This window comes from Pseudomonas sp. MHK4 (assembly GCF_054600775.1).
The window spans coordinates 63,417-80,363 of record NZ_BAAIAK010000008.1; the positions used below are offsets into that span (position 1 = coordinate 63,417).

Genomic DNA, 16,947 nt, shown 5'->3' on the forward strand with positions numbered 1-16,947 from the left:
CTCAACATCCGCCACGGCGGCGCGCGCCTTTCAATACTTCGCATAAATGCTCTCCACCACACTGCGCGAGCTGCCCGTTATGCCCACGGCGGTGACCCGGTACAAGGTCGCCGAGGTGTTGCTCGGCACGTTCACTGCCGCCATGGTGGTACCCATGTTCTGCACGCCATAGAAGCCATTACCGGACGCGATCCAGGTCACCCCGGAGGTGGAATTGAACCCGGCCGCCTTGAGGGTCGCCGATTCGGCAGGCGGGGCGCACCGGGTAGTACCGCTGCACACGGGCAACGAGAAACTATCGGGCTGCACCGCGCTTTCACCCACGCGCAACACCGCTTCGGCAAGCTGGAACGACTGATTGCGCAAGCCCAGGCTACCGGCCATTTTTTCCTGCAGGGTGGCGTTTTGCATCGATGAAATACCGATCAGCGTCAGCAGCAACAGGAACACCAGGCTGACCAGCAGCGCCATGCCGCGCTGGGCACCAGGGGCAACGCGCATCGACCCACCCGTCATGGCAAGCGGTTGCGCAAAGCGGCAACGACGTTGAAGGTCTGGTCGCTCACCCGATTGTTCGGGTCAGTGAGGGTCAGGCTCAGACGTACGCTGCGGATGCGTGCCGGGTCCGACGGGTTGCTGCTGTAACTGGACACCGCCGAATCGGTCGCCGAACTGGCGAGGCCGAAGCTCACGTCGAAGGCACTGACGTTATCCACCAGCACTTGCTGGAGCGGCTTATCCCTGCCGACGCCCATCGTCAACTCACCGTTCTTCAAGCTGTAGATCAATCGGCGGATGGGAAATGCCATCTGCCCCGAAGCGGGTGCGCGCCAGTCGGAATAAGCCGTCGCGCTGCTTCGACAATCGGATACCACCGTCCAGGCCGGCGTCCCGCCATTGTTGCCGACGTCCGACGTGACCAGGGTCAACTTGCGACCGGCGTTGTCCCAGCGGATAGGCGTTAGCTGGCTGGCATTGAAGTCACCCGCTTTGCTGGCATCGGTGATCGTCCCCAGGCAACCGAACATGCCGACCATGCGGATTTCCTGGATCATTTTGCTCAGCACGAAACGCGCGTCCTCCTGCATGGCCGCCGCGGCGTTCTGGCTGATGTAAGTGTTTTTTGCGGCGATGAACACCTGCACCACCCCCAGCACCACGACCAGGCTCAAGGCCAGGGCGATCAGCAACTCGACCAGGCCGAAGCCGCGACTGAAGCGGCTCATGGCCTCGCCACCGGGTCGACGGTCGCGCGGCTGGTGAGGACGAAACTGCGTCGTGAGTCGGCAGCGTTGGCGGCCCGCGAGTCGTCCCAAGTGATGGTGATGGTGTACACCCGCTGGCTCTGGGAGATGCTGCCGGTCGCCGTTTCACCACCAAAACCGGCAATGTTAGTGGTGAAATCGTAGAGATCCTGGTCCCGGGCGTCGTTGGGATTGCCCGAGGTTGGCAGTGTAACGGTGTAGTCGGCGCCAGCATTGGCGCGAATGCGGTCCATCATGTCGTAGGCGATGAAACTGGCCTGGCTGGTCATGCGCGCACTGTCGGTGTACTTCAAGGCATTCAATTGAAAGGCCGCCGCGCCCAACAGCGCCACGCCCAGGAGCAACAACGCCACCAGCACTTCGATCAGCGTCATGCCCTCCTGGGCACGCTTGCTCCATGGCCTCATCCGCAACTTCCACCCAATAGAATTCGTCCGTTCAAACACAGATTCAGCGTCCTGCTTTGTGTTCCGAGCACATAGCTGATCACCACTGCCGTGGAGGGTGACGACAGCCCGCCCAGATTATTGAAATCGATGGCCGTGACATCCGAGGGTAGCGTCAGAGTCGCCCCGCTGCTCATCGCTGGAACAACCCGCAACACATTGGCCGGGGTGCCTGTACCGTCATAGACCGTCAACTCCCCGGTCCACCGCCCACCTTCCGTGGGTCGCAGCCGAGTGGTCAGGCCTCGGTCAATGGCTTGCAGTCGGGCGAAGTTCAGGGCACGCCGCAGATCCCCCATCTCGGTCTCGGCCCTGGTGCCTTGTGTCGAACGGATAAACGCCGGGACCGCCAAGGTGATCAGGACGAGGAAGATCGCCAACGCCACCAGCAACTCGATCAGCGTGAAACCTTTTGAACGATGATCCATCGTTGCCCTTCGTTGCGGGCGGCTATACCTGCTTCTATTGGCGCAGGGATAGCGCGAGGCAGCATATTCCAGGGAGGGAGATTTCATGCGTGAGCAAGGGTTCAGTCTGATCGAATTGCTTATGGGACTCACGATTGTCGGGATTGTTCTGCTCCTGGTCAGTCCGGCCTTCGCCGCGCTGACAGAATCGAACCATCGCGAGGAGGCCGCCAAGTCACTCGTCAGCGGTCTGCGCAGTGCAAGAAGCGAAGCGATAGCGCGCGGCCAGGTCGTCGTGATTCATGGCATAAACGACGAATGGAGCCAGGGCTGGCGGCTCATTCTGGATGTCAGCGGCAAGGGCCATGAGGACCCCGACAACCCGCTGCTGATCGAGCGCCGCAGCGGCATGAGCGTGGCGATCGTCGGCAATCGAAATGTCACGACGGCCGTACGCTTCGGCCCACTGGGGAGGCCGGTATCCGGCGGTTTTCAATCAGGGACATTGCACGTGTGCGCGGCACGCGAAGCGCACAGCCAGCACCAGGTGGTACTGGCTTCGAACGGTCGCATCAGCCTGCGCAGCGAGCAGACGGCACACCCGTTATGCGCGAGGTGAAGCCTCAGAGCAGCGAACGGACCCGCAGTTCTTTAGGCATGGAGAACGTGATGTTCTCTTCACGACCGGCCAACTCATCGGCACCGGTAGCGCCCCAGGCCTGCAATTGCTGGATCACGCCACGCACCAGGACTTCCGGAGCGGAAGCGCCGGCGGTGATGCCGATGCGCTCGACACCGTCGAACCAGCTTTTCTGCAGGTCTTCGGCACCATCGATCAGGTAGGCCGGGGTAGACATGCGTTCTGCCAGTTCACGCAGACGATTGGAGTTGGAGCTGTTCGGACTGCCGACCACCAACACCACATCGCATTCGTCAGCCAGTTGCTTGACCGCGTCCTGGCGGTTTTGCGTGGCGTAGCAGATGTCGTCCTTGCGCGGGCCGCCGATGGCCGGGAAACGCGTACGCAGGGCATCAATGACGCGACTGGTATCGTCCATGGACAAGGTCGTCTGGGTGACAAACGCCAGTTTCTCCGGGTTGTGCACCTGCAGTTCGGCGACATCCTTTTCGTCTTCGACCAGATAGATGGCGCCACCGTTGCTGCCATCGTACTGGCCCATGGTGCCTTCGACTTCCGGGTGACCGGCGTGGCCAATGAGGATGCATTCGCGACCGTCGCGGCTGTAACGGGCGACTTCGATGTGCACCTTGGTGACCAGCGGACAGGTAGCGTCGAACACTTTCAGGCCACGGCCGGCGGCTTCGGTACGCACGGCCTGGGACACGCCGTGGGCACTGAAGATCACGATCACGTCGTCCGGTACCTGATCCAGCTCCTCGACGAAGATCGCCCCGCGGTTACGCAGGTCTTCGACGACGAATTTGTTGTGGACCACTTCGTGGCGCACATAGATCGGCGGCCCGAAGACTTCCAGGGCGCGGTTGACGATTTCGATCGCCCGGTCCACACCGGCGCAGAAGCCACGGGGGTTGGCGAGTTTGATTTGCATGCTGTGCCTCGTGTCTTGCGCGCGAAATTTCAGATCGTTACAACTCACTGCAGGAGCTGGCTTGCCAGCGATGAGGCCCTTGGATTCACCGCAAGGCTTGAAGGCCTCTTCGCCGGCAAGCCGGCTCCTACAGAAAGGCGTTTACAGCGCTTTGACGGAGATGATTTCCACGTCAAAAGTCAGCGTCTTGCCCGACAGCGGATGATTGAAGTCGATGGTCACTTGCGCGTCATCGTACTCTTTCACCACACCTGGCAATTCAGTATTGGCCGCATCGTTGAAGATCACCAGCAAACCCGGCGACAGCTCCATGTCCTGGAACTGCGAACGCGGGATGATCTGCACGTTTTGCGGGTTAGGCTGGCCGAAGGCGTTTTCCGGCTCGATGCTCAGGGTTCGCTTGTCGCCCGCCTTGAAACCGAACAGCGCCGCTTCGAAACCTGGAAGCAGGTTGCCATCACCGACCTTGAAGGTCGCCGGGGCCTTGTCGAAGGTGCTGTCCACCGTGTCGCCGTTCTCCAGGCGCAATGCGAAGTGCAAGGTGACTTCCGTGTTCTGGCCGATGCGTTGCTCAGCCAATACCTGTTCAGTCATGAACGGCTTCTCCGGTCTTTTTACTTTTGAACATATCCAGTGCCAACATGACAGCGCCCACAGTGATTGCACTGTCGGCAAAGTTGAACGCCGGGAAATACCAGCGATTCTGCCAATGCACCAGGATGAAATCGATCACATGGCCCAGGGCAATGCGGTCATAAAGGTTGCCCAGCGCGCCACCGAGCACCAGCGCCAGCGCAACGGCCAGCCAGGTCTCGTTGCGCCCCAGACGCTTGAGCCACACCACCAGCACCGCACTGACCACCACGGCGATCAGGGCAAACAGCCAGCGTTGCCAGCCCGAGCTGTCGGCCAGGAAGCTGAAGGCCGCGCCGGTGTTGTAGGCCAAGGTCCAGCTGAACAAATCGGGGATCACCACGATTTGCTGATACATCTCAAGCCTGCCTTCGAAGTAGAACTTGCTTGCCTGGTCGATGACCAGGACCAGCAAACTCAACCAGAGCCAGCTCAGTCGCCCGAAGCGACCAACGGCGTTAGGCATAGTGACGAACCTCGCCCGCGCCGCTGATGTTGTCGACGCAACGACCGCAGATTTCCGGATGCTCCGGGTTCACGCCGACGTCTTCACGGCAGTGCCAGCAACGGGCGCACTTGGCGAAGGCCGACTTGACGATCTTCAGCTTCAGCCCGCTGACTTCGGTGACTACCGCGTCCTCTGGCGCCTGGACAAACGGCGCAACGCTGGCGGTCGAGGTAATCAGCACGAAACGCAGCTCATTGCTCAGCTTGGCCAGGTCGGCGCTCAGCGCGTCTTCGGCGAACAGCGTCACTTCGGCTTGCAGGTTGCCACCGACGGCCTTGGCCGCGCGCTGGATTTCCATCTCTTTGTTGACCGCTACCTTCACTTCCATGATGCGGTCCCAGTAGGCGCGACCCAGCTCGAAGCCTTCCGGCAATTCGCTCAGGCCTTCGTACCAGGTATTGAGCATCACGGACTCGTTGCGCTCGCCCGGCAGGTATTGCCACAGCTCGTCGGCGGTGAACGCCAGGATCGGTGCGATCCAGCGCACCAGCGCTTCAGAGATGTGGAACAGCGCGGTCTGGCACGAACGACGGGCCTTGCTGTCGGCGCCAGTGGTGTACTGGCGGTCCTTGATGATGTCCAGGTAGAAACCGCCCAACTCCTGCACGCAGAAGTTGTGGATCTTCGAGTAGACGTTCCAGAAGCGGTATTCGCCGTAGTGCTCTTGCAACTCGCGTTGCAGCAGCAGGGTGCGGTCCACCGCCCAACGGTCCAGCGCCAGCATTTCTTCGGCCGGCAGCAGGTCGGTGGCCGGGTTGAAGCCGGTCAGGTTCGAGAGCAGGAAACGCGCGGTGTTACGGATACGCCGGTAGGCGTCCGCACTGCGCTGCAGGATCTGCTCGGACACCGCCATTTCGCCGGAGTAGTCGGTCGAAGCGACCCACAGACGCATGATGTCGGCGCCCAGGGTGTCGTTGACTTTCTGCGGCGCAATGACGTTGCCCAACGACTTGGACATCTTGCGGCCTGACTCGTCAACGGTGAAACCGTGGGTCAGCAGCTCGCGGTATGGCGCGTGGTTGTCGATGGCGCAACCGGTCAGCAGCGACGAGTGGAACCAGCCGCGGTGCTGGTCGGAACCTTCCAGGTACAGGTCGGCGCGTGGGCCGCTTTCGTGGCCCATCGGGTGCGAACCGCGCAGGACGTGCCAGTGCGTGGTGCCCGAGTCGAACCAGACGTCCAGGGTGTCGCTGATCTTGTCGTACTGTGGCGCTTCAGCACCCAGCAGTTCGGTCGCGTCCAGCTTGAACCAGGCCTCGATGCCTTCGACTTCGACGCGCTTGGCAACTTCTTCCATCAGTTCGACTGTGCGAGGGTGCAGCTCGCCGCTTTCCTTGTTCAGGAAGAACGGGATCGGCACGCCCCAGTTGCGCTGGCGGGAGATGCACCAGTCCGGGCGGTTGGCGATCATCGAGTGCAGGCGCGCCTGGCCCCAGGCCGGCACGAACTTGGTGTCTTCGATGGCTTTGAGCGAACGCACACGCAGGGTGTCGCCTGTGGTCGGCTGCTTGTCCATGCCGATGAACCACTGCGCGGTGGCGCGGTAGATCAGCGGGGTCTTGTGGCGCCAGCAGTGCATGTAGCTGTGTTCGATGACGGTGGTGTGCATCAGCGCACCGACTTCGGTCAGTTTTTCAACGATGGCCGGGTTGGCCTTCCAGATGAACTGGCCGCCGAAGAATTCCAGCGAGGGCACGTACACGCCGTTGCTCTGCACCGGATTGAGGATGTCATCGTTGACCATGCCGTATTTCTTGCAGGTCACGAAATCGTCCACGCCGTAGGCCGGGGCGGAGTGAACCACGCCGGTGCCCGCGCCCAGTTCCACGTAGTCGGCCAGGTACACCGGCGACAGGCGGTCGTAGAACGGGTGACGGAAGTTGATCAGTTCCAGCGCGGATCCCGCTGCGGTGGCCAGCACGCTGCCTTCAACGCCGTAACGGGTCAGGCACGACTCGACCAGCTCTTCAGCCAGAACCAGCAGCTTGTCGCCGATGTCGACCAGGGCGTAGTTGAATTCCGGGTGGACGTTCAGCGCCTGGTTGGCCGGGATGGTCCACGGGGTGGTTGTCCAGATCACGATCGAAGCAGGCTTGGCCAGCGATGGCAGACCGAAGGCGGCAGCCAGCTTGGCTTCATCGGCAATCGGGAAGGCCACGTCGATGGTCGAGGACTTCTTGTTCTCGTACTCGACTTCCGCTTCGGCCAGGGCCGAACCGCAGTCGAAGCACCAGTTCACCGGCTTCAGGCCCTTGAACACGAAACCGCCCTTGACGATTTCGGCCAAGGCACGGATTTCACCGGCCTCGTTCTTGAAGTCCATGGTCTTGTACGGGTTGGCAAAGTCGCCCAGCACGCCCAGACGGATGAATTCGGATTTCTGCCCTTCGATCTGCTCGGTGGCGTAGGCACGGCACAATTCGCGGGTCTTGTCCGCGCCCAGGTTCTTGCCGTGGGTCACTTCGACTTTGTGTTCGATCGGCAGGCCATGGCAGTCCCAGCCCGGAACATAAGGCGCGTCGAAGCCCGACAGGGTCTTCGAACGGATGATCATGTCCTTGAGAATCTTGTTCAGTGCGTGACCGATGTGAATCGTGCCGTTGGCGTACGGAGGACCGTCGTGCAGGACGAACTTCGGACGATCCTTGCCAATTTCGCGCAACTTTCCGTACAGGCCAATGCTGTCCCAGCGCTGCAGAATCTGCGGTTCGCGCTGAGGCAGGCCGGCCTTCATTGGGAAGGCGGTGTCCGGAAGGTTTAGCGTGGCTTTATAGTCGGTCATTTAAGGCTCTTCATTAGCGATTGGCGCTAGGTGCGACAGGGCACGGGCGGCGGCGACATCCGCATTGATCGCCGTCTTAAGCGCCTCCAGAGAGGCGAAACGCTGCTCTTCACGCAGCTTGTGGTGGAAAACCACCGTCAAACGCCGGTCATACAGATCGCCGGCAAAATCTAAAAGATGGACTTCGAGATGGGCTTTGCCATCTCCCTGGACCGTGGGGCGAACGCCGATATTGGCGACGCCTGGCCAGGTGTTGCCGTCGATGTCGACGTTCACCAGGTAAACCCCGGTCAGCGGCACGCGACGACGCTTGAGTTGAATGTTGGCGGTGGGCGTACCCAGCTGACGCGCCAGCTTCTGGCCGTGCAGCACGCGACCGGCGATCCGGTACGGGCGACCCAGCAGCCGCTCGGCGAGGGCAAAGTCAGCGGCGGCCAAGGCATTACGCACCTGGGTGCTGCTGACGCGAATGCCATCGAGCTCGACCGTCTGCGCCGCTTCCACGGTAAAGCCCTGCATGACGCCGGCCTGCTGCAGGAAATCGAAATCCCCTACCCGGTCACAGCCGAAACGGAAGTCGTCGCCGACTTCAAGGTGCTGCACGCCGAGCCCATCAACCAGGATGGTATCGACGAACTCACTGGCGCTGAGCTTGCTCAGGCGCTGGTTGAAGGCCAGGCACAGGACCCGGTCGACCCCTTCGGCGGCCAACAGTTGCAGTTTGTCACGCAACCGTGCCAGACGCGCCGGCGCGGTGTCAGGGGCAAAGAATTCCCGTGGCTGCGGCTCGAAAATCACCACGCAACTGGGCACGCCCAACTCCAGCGCACGCTCGCGCAGCCGCGCCAGGATAGCCTGGTGGCCACGGTGTACACCGTCAAAGTTGCCAATAGTGGCGACACAGCCCCGATGCTGGGGGCGCAGATTGTGGAGGCCTCGAACCAGCTGCATAACGCGCTTCTTGCTCATAAAGTGGTCGATTATAACCACACCCGGCGGCCGACGACAGGCAACACCGTATCCCAAAGTAATCGAGCCGACAAAAACGCCGGCTCGCCCGTGTTTATCAAGACCCCGGCCTCAGCCAAGCGTCTTGCGGTTGAAGTCGCGCAACCGAAAGCCCATCAACACTAACATGCCGAAATACGCCACCACACCGGCAATCACCAAAGCGCCCAGGCGCAGGAAACGCTCAAGCATCTGGCCATCGCCCCAAGCGGGCATGAAGTGCATCCCGGCCAGCAATACCACGGACATCACCGTGACCGCGATCACCAGCTTGAAGCCGAACTTCGCCCAGCCCGGTTGCGGCTGGTACATCTGCTGCTTGCGCAGTTGATAGAAGAGCAGCCCGGCATTGAGGCAGGCCCCGGCGCTGATGGCGAGCGCAAGGCCGGCATGGGCCAGCGGGCCGATCAACAGCAGGTTGAACAACTGGGTGACCACCAGGGTGAAAATCGCGATTTTTACCGGCGTGCGGATATTTTGTTGCGCATAAAAGCCCGGCGCCAGCACTTTGATCACGATAATCCCGAGCAACCCGACCGAATAGGCAATCAGGGCGCGCTGGGTCATGGCCGCGTCATGGGCATCGAATTGACCGTACTGGAACAGTGAAACCGTCAGCGGCTCGGCGAGGATTCCCAACGCCAGGGCGCAAGGCAATACCAGCACGAAACACAGGCGCAGGCCCCAATCGAGGATTCGCGAATACTCCTGGCGATCCTTGCTGGCGTAGGTCTTGGCCAGGGTCGGCAGCAGAATGGTGCCCAATGCCACGCCCAGCACACCAGACGGCAGCTCCATCAGGCGATCGGCGTAGTACATCCAGGACACCGAACCGGCCACCAGGAACGAGGCAAAGATGGTGTTGATGATCAGCGAGATCTGACTCACAGACACCCCGAGAATCGCCGGCAACATCTGCTTCATCACCCGCCAGACGCCGCTGTCGCGCAGATTCAGGCGCGGTAGCACCAGCATGCCGATCTTTTTCAGGTGCGGCAGCTGGTAGAGCAACTGCGCCAGGCCGCCGGCCAGTACGGCCCAGCCCAGCGCCATCACGGGAGGATCGAAATACGGCGTCAGGAACAACGCGAAGATGATCATGCTGACGTTGAGCAGGGTCGGCACAAAGGCCGGCACCGAAAAACGGTTCCAGGTATTGAGGATCGCGCCAGCCAATGACGACAGGGAAATCAGCAATATGTAAGGAAAGGTCACTCGCAGCAGATTGGTGGTCAGCTCGAACTTCTCCGGCGTATCGACGAAACCCGGCGCGGTCACCCAGATCACCCACGGGGCGGCAAGCATGCCCAACGCCGTGACGAGTGCCAGCACCAGCGTCAGCAGGCCAGAAACATAGGCGATGAAGGTTCGAGACGCCTCCTCGCCTTTCTGACTCTTGTATTCGGCAAGAATCGGCACGAATGCCTGGGAAAACGCCCCTTCGGCAAAAATCCGCCGCAACAGATTGGGCAGTTTAAAGGCGATGAAGAAGGCGTCGGTCGCCATTCCCGCACCGAATGCACGCGCAATAAGGGTGTCACGGACAAACCCCAAAACCCGGGAAAGCATCGTGATAGAGCTGACGGCGGCCAACGATTTGAGCAGATTCATTGAAAGAGTTTGTGCCTGTCGATAAACAGCAGGCGAACTACGCGCCTACTTATGCGATACTCCGCGCCGCAACAGCACAGAGCCAAAGCTCGCGAGTTTACAGGTCGCACGCTGGAAAGAAATATCCAGAGGTGTAGTACCTACCACTTAGCGGAACGTCTCAACCGCCCTTGACAAGACCTCAACTCATCGGCATGATTCGCGGCCTATTTTGTTTGCTATTTCCTAAAAAGTCTTTCGAGGAGCTCGACGGTGGCCAACTCACCTTCCGCCAAAAAACGTGCAAAACAGGCTGAGAAGCGTCGCAGCCACAACGCCAGCCTGCGTTCCATGGTTCGTACCTACATCAAGAATGTAGTTAAGGCCATCGACGCAAAAGACGCTGAAAAAGCTCAAGCTGCTTACGTTCTGGCTGTGCCAGTTATCGACCGTATGGCCGATAAAGGCATCATCCACAAGAACAAGGCTGCTCGTCATAAGAGCCGCCTGAATGGCCACGTAAAGGCCCTGAACGTTGCCGCTGCTGCCTAAGCGACTCGTTCATTAAAAAACCGACCTCAGGGTCGGTTTTTTATTGCCCGCGATTTGATGGGCGCGCAAAAAAACTGTGGGAGCGGGCTTGCTCGCTCCCACATTTGGATTTGCGTCAGATTATTGGGCGGCAGCCCACGGCAAGATCGGAATCGCCGTCACCGCATTCTGCGGGCTACCCTCGATCAACCGATCGCTGTAGACCAGGTACACCAGCGTATTGCGCTTCTTGTCGAGGAACCGCACCACCTGCATGGTCTTGAACACCAGGGACGTGCGCTCCTTGAACACCTCGTCACCGTCCTTGAGCTCACCCTTGAAGCTGATGGGCCCAACCTGGCGACAGGCAATGGAAGCCTCTGCGCGATCCTCGGCCAATCCAAGCCCACCCTTCACGCCACCGGTCTTGGCGCGTGACAGGTAGCACGTCACACCCTCGACCCTGGGATCATCAAAGGCCTCGACCACGATGCGATCGTTCGGGCCGACGAATTTGAACACCGTCGACACCTGGCCAATTTCCTCGGCCGACGCCAGCAGCGGCATCGCCAGCAGCAATCCCAACAATCCTTTTGCCACGCGCATCAGGTATTCCTTCAGACCAGAATCAGGTTATCGCGATGAACCAGTTCAGGCTCCGCCATATAACCCAGGAGACCGACAATCGCCTCAGACGACTGACCGATGATTTTTTGTGCTTCCAGCGCACTGTAGTTGGCCAGCCCACGGGCAATTTCACGACCGTCGGGCGCCACGCACACCACCATTTCGCCGCGACGGAAGCTGCCCTGGACCAACTTGACCCCAACCGGCAGCAGGCTCTTGTTGCCCTGGGACAACGCCGTCACCGCCCCCGCATCCAGCACCAGGGTGCCACGGGTTTGCAGATGCCCGGCCAGCCATTGCTTGCGCGCCGCCAGCATGCCGCGTTCAGGCGAGAGCAAGGTGCCGATGCGCTCACCCGCCTTGAGGCGATCCAGCACGCGCTCCAGACGACCACCGACGATGATCGTATGGGCACCGGACCGCGCCGCCAGGCGCGCTGCTCGCAACTTGGTCTGCATGCCGCCGCGCCCCAGCGCACCGCCGGTACCGCCCGCCACCGCGTCGAGCGCCGGATCATCGGCGCGCGCTTCGTAGATCAGCTGGGCATCAGGGTTGTTGCGCGGATCGGCGTCGAACATGCCATCGCGATCTGTCAGGATCACCAGCAGGTCAGCCTCGACCAGGTTGGCCACCAGCGCCGCCAGGGTATCGTTGTCGCCGAAACGGATTTCATCGGTGACTACAGTGTCGTTCTCGTTGATCACCGGGATGACCTTCAACTCCACCAGCGCGCGCAAGGTGCTGCGCGCGTTCAGGTAGCGCTTGCGGTCGGACAGGTCATCGTGGGTCAGGAGAATCTGCGCAGTGTGCCGGCCATGCTCGGCAAAGCTCGACTCCCAGGCTTGCACCAAGCCCATCTGGCCGATTGCAGCAGCGGCCTGGAGCTCGTGCATCGCACTGGGTCGAGCGGTCCAGCCCAGACGGCTCATGCCGGCCGCCACCGCCCCGGAGGACACCAGCACCAGCTCGACACCCGCCTCATGCAAGGCCACCATCTGCTCAACCCAGACACCCATTGCCGCGCGATCCAGGCCCTTGCCGTCCGCCGTCAGCAAAGCGCTGCCGATCTTCACGACCCAACGCTGCGCACCTGTCACCTTGCTCCGCATCATCTTCAACCTTAGCTTGAGGGCAGCGCGACCTGGCACTGCCCGTGACGTTATTCGTGGTTACTCGTGACCAACAATCGATTTCCAGATACTAAAACGCCGCTCGATTGAGCGGCGCTTAAGTTTATCGCAACGAATCAGTCACGCACGTAAATGATTTCCGGACCGTCTTCGTCATCCACATCTTCTTCGTCCCAATCATCGTCACCGATGTCGTGGACCGACTTCACGCCACTGCGACGCAGGGCACGCTTGTCATCCAGCGCCTGCAGTTGCGCGCGAGCTTCGTCTTCGATGCGCTGATCGAGATCGGCCAGTTCTTCCTTGTAGGCCGGGTCATTGGCCAGGCGATCAGCACGATCTTCCATGTAACGCATGATGTCGTGGCACAGACGCTCGGTACCGAGCTTGGAGATGGCCGAGATCACATAGACCGGACCCGTCCATTCAAGGCGATCAACGATTTCCTTGACGCGAGCATCGTGCTCTTCTTCGAGGATCTGGTCGCACTTGTTCAGGACCAGCCAGCGATCACGCTCCGCCAGGGACGGGCTGAACTTGATCAGCTCGTTGACGATCACTTCAGCAGCATCCGGCGCGCTGGCATCGTCCAGCGGCGCCATGTCCACGAGATGCAGCAGCAAACGCGTACGCGCCAAGTGCTTGAGGAAGCGAATACCCAGACCGGCACCGTCGGAAGCACCTTCGATCAGACCCGGAATGTCCGCGACCACGAAGCTCTTCCAGCGATCGACGCTGACCACACCCAGGTTTGGCACCAGCGTGGTGAACGGGTAGTCGGCGACTTTCGGCTTGGCAGCCGATACCGAGCGGATAAAGGTACTTTTACCGGCGTTCGGCAAGCCCAACAGGCCAACGTCAGCCAGCACTTTCATTTCCAGTTTCAGGTCGCGCTGCTCACCCGGCTTACCCGGCGTGGTTTGACGCGGCGCACGGTTGGTACTGGATTTGAAACGGGTGTTGCCCAGACCGTGCCAGCCGCCCTGCACCACCATCAATTTCTGACCGGCCTTGGTCAGGTCGCCGATGACTTCCTGAGTGGCGGAGTCGATCACCGTGGTGCCGACCGGCACACGCAGGATCAGGTCTTCGCCCTTCTTGCCGGTGCAGTCGGTGCTGCCGCCGTTGGAGCCACGCTCGGCATCGAAGTGCCGGGTGTAACGGTAGTCGACCAGGGTATTGAGGTTTTCGTCGGCCATCATGTAGATAGAGCCGCCGTCACCGCCATCACCGCCGTTCGGGCCACCGTTCTCGATAAATTTTTCCCGACGGAAACTCATGGCGCCATTGCCACCGTCACCAGCCTTTACGCGAATCGATACTTCATCAACAAACTTCATAACAAACGCCTCTCGCCATACGGACGAGCCGAAAAACAATCAAGACATAAGACTCTTGCAAAAATGAGCGCAGCGACCCCAAACCACGATACCTGCATCGTACGCCGACAGCCCATACAAACAGCTTTGCAAGAGACTCACCCCACAAACGAAAAAGCCCCGTCGCGAGACAGGGCTTTTCCAGCGATCGCGCAATTAAGCCGCGACTACGCTCACGTAACGACGACCGAAGGCGCCTTTTACTTCGAACTTGATCACGCCTTCGACTTTAGCGAAGAGAGTGTGATCTTTACCCATGCCAACGCCGTAGCCAGCGTGGAATTGGGTGCCGCGCTGACGCACGATGATGTTGCCTGCTTTGATAGCCTGGCCGCCATACATCTTCACGCCAAGGCGTTTGGCTTCTGAGTCGCGACCGTTACGGGTACTACCACCAGCTTTTTTGTGTGCCATGAGTTCAATTCTCCTAGTGAGGAATTAGGCTGTAATTAAGCCTGAATACCGGTGATTTTGATCTCGGTGTACCACTGGCGGTGGCCCATACGCTTCATGTGGTGCTTACGGCGACGGAACTTGATGATGCGGACTTTATCGTGACGACCTTGGGAGATCACTTCAGCCACAACGGTAGCGCCAGCAACAACTGGAGCGCCGATATTCACGTCGTCACCGTTGGCAACCAACAGAACGCGATCAAAGGTAACGGATTCGCCGGTAGCGATTTCCAGTTTTTCGATCTTCAGGTATTCACCTGGGGCGACTTTGTACTGCTTGCCGCCAGTAACGATTACTGCATAAGACATGGTATTTCTCCGATAATCCTGCTCACCCAGCTCTTTATAAGAAGAGGTATTGGCTGGCATGGCTGCATGGGGCTGGAGGCCCGCTTGCAATTGCGTAAGGCAGGTGCTGCCCAGGAAGTTCAGGGTGCGCGATTGTACGCAAGGCACGAGCGCCTTGCAATAGGCCGTCTATCGCGCCTTGACACCTGCTGGCGTGGGTCCTAGCATGCCGCGCAACCCTTCTGGAGCAACTGTCGCTGATGCAACCCCAAGCTTTCTACCGCGCGGTGGCGGACGATTTTAGCGCCGTCGACGGCATCATCAAGAAGCAGCTGACTTCCCGAGTGCCGCTGGTATCGAAAATCGGCGATTATATTACCTCGGCCGGCGGCAAACGCCTGCGTCCATTATTGGTGCTGCTGTGTGGCAAGGCTCTCGGCCGTGAAGGCGACGACCTGCGCCTGCTGGCCGCCACCATCGAATTCCTGCACACCGCCACCCTGTTGCATGACGACGTGGTCGACATGTCCGGCATGCGCCGCGGCCGCTCGACTGCCAATGCCATGTGGGGCAATGCGCCGAGCGTGCTGGTGGGCGACTTCCTGTATTCGCGCTCCTTCGAAATGATGGTCGAACTGGGCTCCATGCCGGTGATGAAGATCCTTTCGCAAGCCACGCGCATCATCGCCGAAGGCGAAGTGTTGCAGCTGTCGAAGGTCCGTGACGCCAGCACCACCGAAGAAACCTACATGGAAGTCATCCGCGGCAAGACCGCGATGCTCTTCGAAGCCTCGACCCACAGCGCAGCCGCCCTGGCCGGTGCGACGCCTGAGCAGTGCGAAGCGCTGCGCACCTTTGGCGACCATCTGGGCGTGGCCTTCCAACTGGTCGACGACCTGCTGGACTACAAAGGCGATGCCGAGACCCTGGGCAAGAACGTCGGTGACGACCTGGCCGAAGGCAAGCCGACCCTGCCGCTGATCTACACCATGCGCGAAGGTACGCCGGAGCAGGCTGCACTGGTGCGCAAGGCGATCCAGAAAGGCGGCATCGAAGACCTGGAAAACATCCGCGAAGCCGTGGAAGCCTCCGGTTCCCTGGAATACACCGCGCAACTGGCCCGTGATTATGTGGCCCGTGCGATCAAATGCCTCGATGCGCTGCCAGCCAGCGAGTATCGCGATGCATTGGTCGAGTTGAGTGAGTTTGCAGTAGCCCGCACGCACTGACCCCCTGTAGGAGCCGGCTTGCTGGCGATTGCATCACCACGGTGTTCCTGACACACCGGGTTGCATGCATCGCCAGCAAGCCGGCTCCTACAGTCCACCTCACAACTCTAAAACCCTATATAATGTGCGCTTTTTAGCGATCCTGAATCCAAAGGAGCCTTAGTGAGCACGTTGCCACCCTGCCCGAAATGCAATTGCGAATATACCTACGAAGACGGCGCCCAGCTGATCTGCCCCGAGTGCGCCCACGAATGGTCCGCCAGCGGTGAAGTCGAAGCTGCATCCGATGACGCCGTGAAAAAGGATTCGGTTGGCAATGTCCTGCAGGACGGCGACACCATCACCGTGATCAAGGACCTCAAGGTCAAGGGCACATCGTTGGTGGTCAAGGTCGGCACCAAGGTCAAGAACATCCGCCTGTGCGATGGCGATCACGACATCGACTGCAAGATCGACGGCATCGGCCCGATGAAGCTCAAATCCGAATTCGTCAGAAAAGTCTGATTCAGCTGTACGCCACCCCACGACTTGTCGTGGGGTGGTGCTTCGCCCTCCCCCGCCTCGCCCAAGACTCCCGCAATAGCCAAACGCCAGCCGTTTTGACCTTACGCAATCTTTACCCTGAAAAAAGCCCAAACCGCCAATAGGCCCTTGCTATTTACTGAATAAGAATTATTCTCATTGAACCCAATCAACGGAGATGAGAAGACATGACTTATTTGATCGATGCCTGGCTGGACCGCCCACACCCCTACCTCAGGATCCTGCATCGGGAAACCGGGGAAGTCTGTGCCGTGCTGGAAGAGGAAGCCTTGAACGAGCTGCAGGATCAGGGTGACCTGGACGTCAATGGCTTGAGTTCCAGCGAGCCGGTGGTGCTCAAGGAAGTGGTGCGCAACCTGTTCCTGTTCTGCTATGCCCGGGCATTGCGCCCGACCAATGAAATGCATCACAAGATCGAAATATGAGTAACGCTAAACCTGTAGGAGCTGGCTTGCCAGCGAAAGCGGTGTGTCAGGCAACGTGTATGTCGACTGAACCAACGCCATCGCGAGCAGGCTCGCTCCCACATTAGCCCGATGTCAAATCGGGCCGGGT

At 60.0% G+C, this 16,947-nt stretch carries 20 protein-coding genes; 5 read left to right on the forward strand and 15 right to left on the reverse strand.

Going from position 1 to position 16,947, the window contains the following annotated elements; translation table 11 throughout:
* Positions 1 to 30: 30 nt before the first annotated feature.
* The 4 genes from ACYP2Q_RS20170 to ACYP2Q_RS20185 are packed head-to-tail and all read right to left on the reverse strand — an operon-like array spanning position 31 to position 2,139.
* A complete protein-coding gene (locus ACYP2Q_RS20170; protein ID WP_459732149.1) occupies positions 31 to 501 on the reverse strand; it encodes a pilus assembly PilX family protein in 471 nt (156 codons plus the stop codon).
* Between the two features lie 11 nt (positions 502 to 512).
* On the reverse strand, positions 513 to 1,226 hold the full coding sequence (locus tag ACYP2Q_RS20175) for a PilW family protein (RefSeq protein ID WP_459732150.1): 714 nt from the start codon (positions 1,224 to 1,226) through the stop codon (positions 513 to 515).
* The gene (gene pilV / locus ACYP2Q_RS20180) at positions 1,223 to 1,672 is read right to left on the reverse strand and encodes a type IV pilus modification protein PilV (RefSeq protein ID WP_459732151.1); all 450 of its coding nucleotides are present in this window, start codon (positions 1,670 to 1,672) and stop codon (positions 1,223 to 1,225) included. The genes ACYP2Q_RS20175 and pilV overlap by 4 nt, the downstream gene beginning before the upstream one ends.
* The gene (locus ACYP2Q_RS20185; RefSeq protein ID WP_459732152.1) at positions 1,669 to 2,139 is read right to left on the reverse strand and encodes a GspH/FimT family pseudopilin; all 471 of its coding nucleotides are present in this window, start codon (positions 2,137 to 2,139) and stop codon (positions 1,669 to 1,671) included. Before ACYP2Q_RS20185 ends, pilV begins: the two co-directional genes overlap by 4 nt.
* An 85-nt stretch (positions 2,140 to 2,224) precedes the next feature.
* Between ACYP2Q_RS20185 and ACYP2Q_RS20190 the strand changes: the two genes are divergently transcribed.
* Complete coding sequence (locus ACYP2Q_RS20190) at positions 2,225 to 2,737, forward strand: GspH/FimT family pseudopilin (protein WP_459732153.1); 513 nt, start codon at positions 2,225 to 2,227, stop codon at positions 2,735 to 2,737.
* A gap of 4 nt (positions 2,738 to 2,741) precedes the next feature.
* Here ACYP2Q_RS20190 and ispH read toward each other — a convergent pair whose 3' ends face one another.
* The 6 genes from ispH to murJ form a co-directional block, all read right to left on the reverse strand.
* The gene (gene ispH, locus ACYP2Q_RS20195; protein WP_459732154.1) at positions 2,742 to 3,689 is read right to left on the reverse strand and encodes a 4-hydroxy-3-methylbut-2-enyl diphosphate reductase; all 948 of its coding nucleotides are present in this window, start codon (positions 3,687 to 3,689) and stop codon (positions 2,742 to 2,744) included.
* 141 nt (positions 3,690 to 3,830) lie between these two features.
* Positions 3,831 to 4,268 (reverse strand): FKBP-type peptidyl-prolyl cis-trans isomerase, encoded by a 438-nt coding sequence (gene fkpB / locus ACYP2Q_RS20200; protein WP_459732310.1) that lies wholly within the window; start codon positions 4,266 to 4,268, stop codon positions 3,831 to 3,833.
* Between the two features lie 7 nt (positions 4,269 to 4,275).
* Positions 4,276 to 4,788, reverse strand: a complete 513-nt coding sequence (gene lspA, locus ACYP2Q_RS20205) for a signal peptidase II (protein WP_459732155.1) — start codon at positions 4,786 to 4,788, stop codon at positions 4,276 to 4,278.
* Entirely contained in the window at positions 4,781 to 7,612 is a 2,832-nt protein-coding gene (ileS, locus tag ACYP2Q_RS20210) for an isoleucine--tRNA ligase (protein WP_459732156.1), read from the reverse strand. The genes lspA and ileS overlap by 8 nt, the downstream gene beginning before the upstream one ends.
* Entirely contained in the window at positions 7,613 to 8,563 is a 951-nt protein-coding gene (gene ribF / locus ACYP2Q_RS20215; protein WP_459732157.1) for a bifunctional riboflavin kinase/FAD synthetase, read from the reverse strand.
* A 129-nt stretch (positions 8,564 to 8,692) separates the two neighbouring features.
* Positions 8,693 to 10,231: a murein biosynthesis integral membrane protein MurJ gene (gene murJ / locus ACYP2Q_RS20220; RefSeq protein ID WP_459732158.1), complete on the reverse strand. Its 1,539-nt coding sequence runs from the start codon at positions 10,229 to 10,231 to the stop codon at positions 8,693 to 8,695.
* A gap of 252 nt (positions 10,232 to 10,483) precedes the next feature.
* On the opposite strand from murJ, the gene rpsT reads away from it, so the two are divergent.
* The gene (gene rpsT, locus ACYP2Q_RS20225; RefSeq protein WP_020798646.1) at positions 10,484 to 10,762 is read left to right on the forward strand and encodes a 30S ribosomal protein S20; all 279 of its coding nucleotides are present in this window, start codon (positions 10,484 to 10,486) and stop codon (positions 10,760 to 10,762) included.
* Between the two features lie 120 nt (positions 10,763 to 10,882).
* On the opposite strand, the gene ACYP2Q_RS20230 is transcribed toward rpsT, so the two are convergent.
* From ACYP2Q_RS20230 to rplU, 5 genes are all read right to left on the reverse strand, one after another.
* Positions 10,883 to 11,347, reverse strand: coding sequence for a CreA family protein (locus tag ACYP2Q_RS20230; RefSeq protein ID WP_459732159.1), 465 nt, complete (start codon positions 11,345 to 11,347; stop codon positions 10,883 to 10,885).
* Between the two features lie 11 nt (positions 11,348 to 11,358).
* The gene (gene proB, locus ACYP2Q_RS20235; protein WP_033041014.1) at positions 11,359 to 12,477 is read right to left on the reverse strand and encodes a glutamate 5-kinase; all 1,119 of its coding nucleotides are present in this window, start codon (positions 12,475 to 12,477) and stop codon (positions 11,359 to 11,361) included.
* A 137-nt stretch (positions 12,478 to 12,614) separates the two neighbouring features.
* Positions 12,615 to 13,838, reverse strand: a complete 1,224-nt coding sequence (gene cgtA, locus ACYP2Q_RS20240; protein ID WP_253558733.1) for an Obg family GTPase CgtA — start codon at positions 13,836 to 13,838, stop codon at positions 12,615 to 12,617.
* 195 nt (positions 13,839 to 14,033) lie between these two features.
* On the reverse strand, positions 14,034 to 14,291 hold the full coding sequence (gene rpmA, locus ACYP2Q_RS20245) for a 50S ribosomal protein L27 (RefSeq protein ID WP_003281574.1): 258 nt from the start codon (positions 14,289 to 14,291) through the stop codon (positions 14,034 to 14,036).
* Between the two features lie 35 nt (positions 14,292 to 14,326).
* Entirely contained in the window at positions 14,327 to 14,641 is a 315-nt protein-coding gene (rplU, locus tag ACYP2Q_RS20250; RefSeq protein WP_003176051.1) for a 50S ribosomal protein L21, read from the reverse strand.
* Between the two features lie 239 nt (positions 14,642 to 14,880).
* Between rplU and ACYP2Q_RS20255 the strand changes: the two genes are divergently transcribed.
* The 3 genes from ACYP2Q_RS20255 (at position 14,881) to ACYP2Q_RS20265 (ending at position 16,817) form a co-directional block, all read left to right on the forward strand.
* The gene (locus ACYP2Q_RS20255; RefSeq protein WP_459732160.1) at positions 14,881 to 15,849 is read left to right on the forward strand and encodes a polyprenyl synthetase family protein; all 969 of its coding nucleotides are present in this window, start codon (positions 14,881 to 14,883) and stop codon (positions 15,847 to 15,849) included.
* Positions 15,850 to 16,011: 162 nt separating this feature from the next.
* Complete coding sequence (locus tag ACYP2Q_RS20260; protein ID WP_459732161.1) at positions 16,012 to 16,353, forward strand: zinc ribbon domain-containing protein YjdM; 342 nt, start codon at positions 16,012 to 16,014, stop codon at positions 16,351 to 16,353.
* 206 nt (positions 16,354 to 16,559) lie between these two features.
* Positions 16,560 to 16,817, forward strand: a complete 258-nt coding sequence (locus tag ACYP2Q_RS20265) for a PA4570 family protein (protein WP_459732162.1) — start codon at positions 16,560 to 16,562, stop codon at positions 16,815 to 16,817.
* Positions 16,818 to 16,947 lie beyond the last annotated feature (130 nt).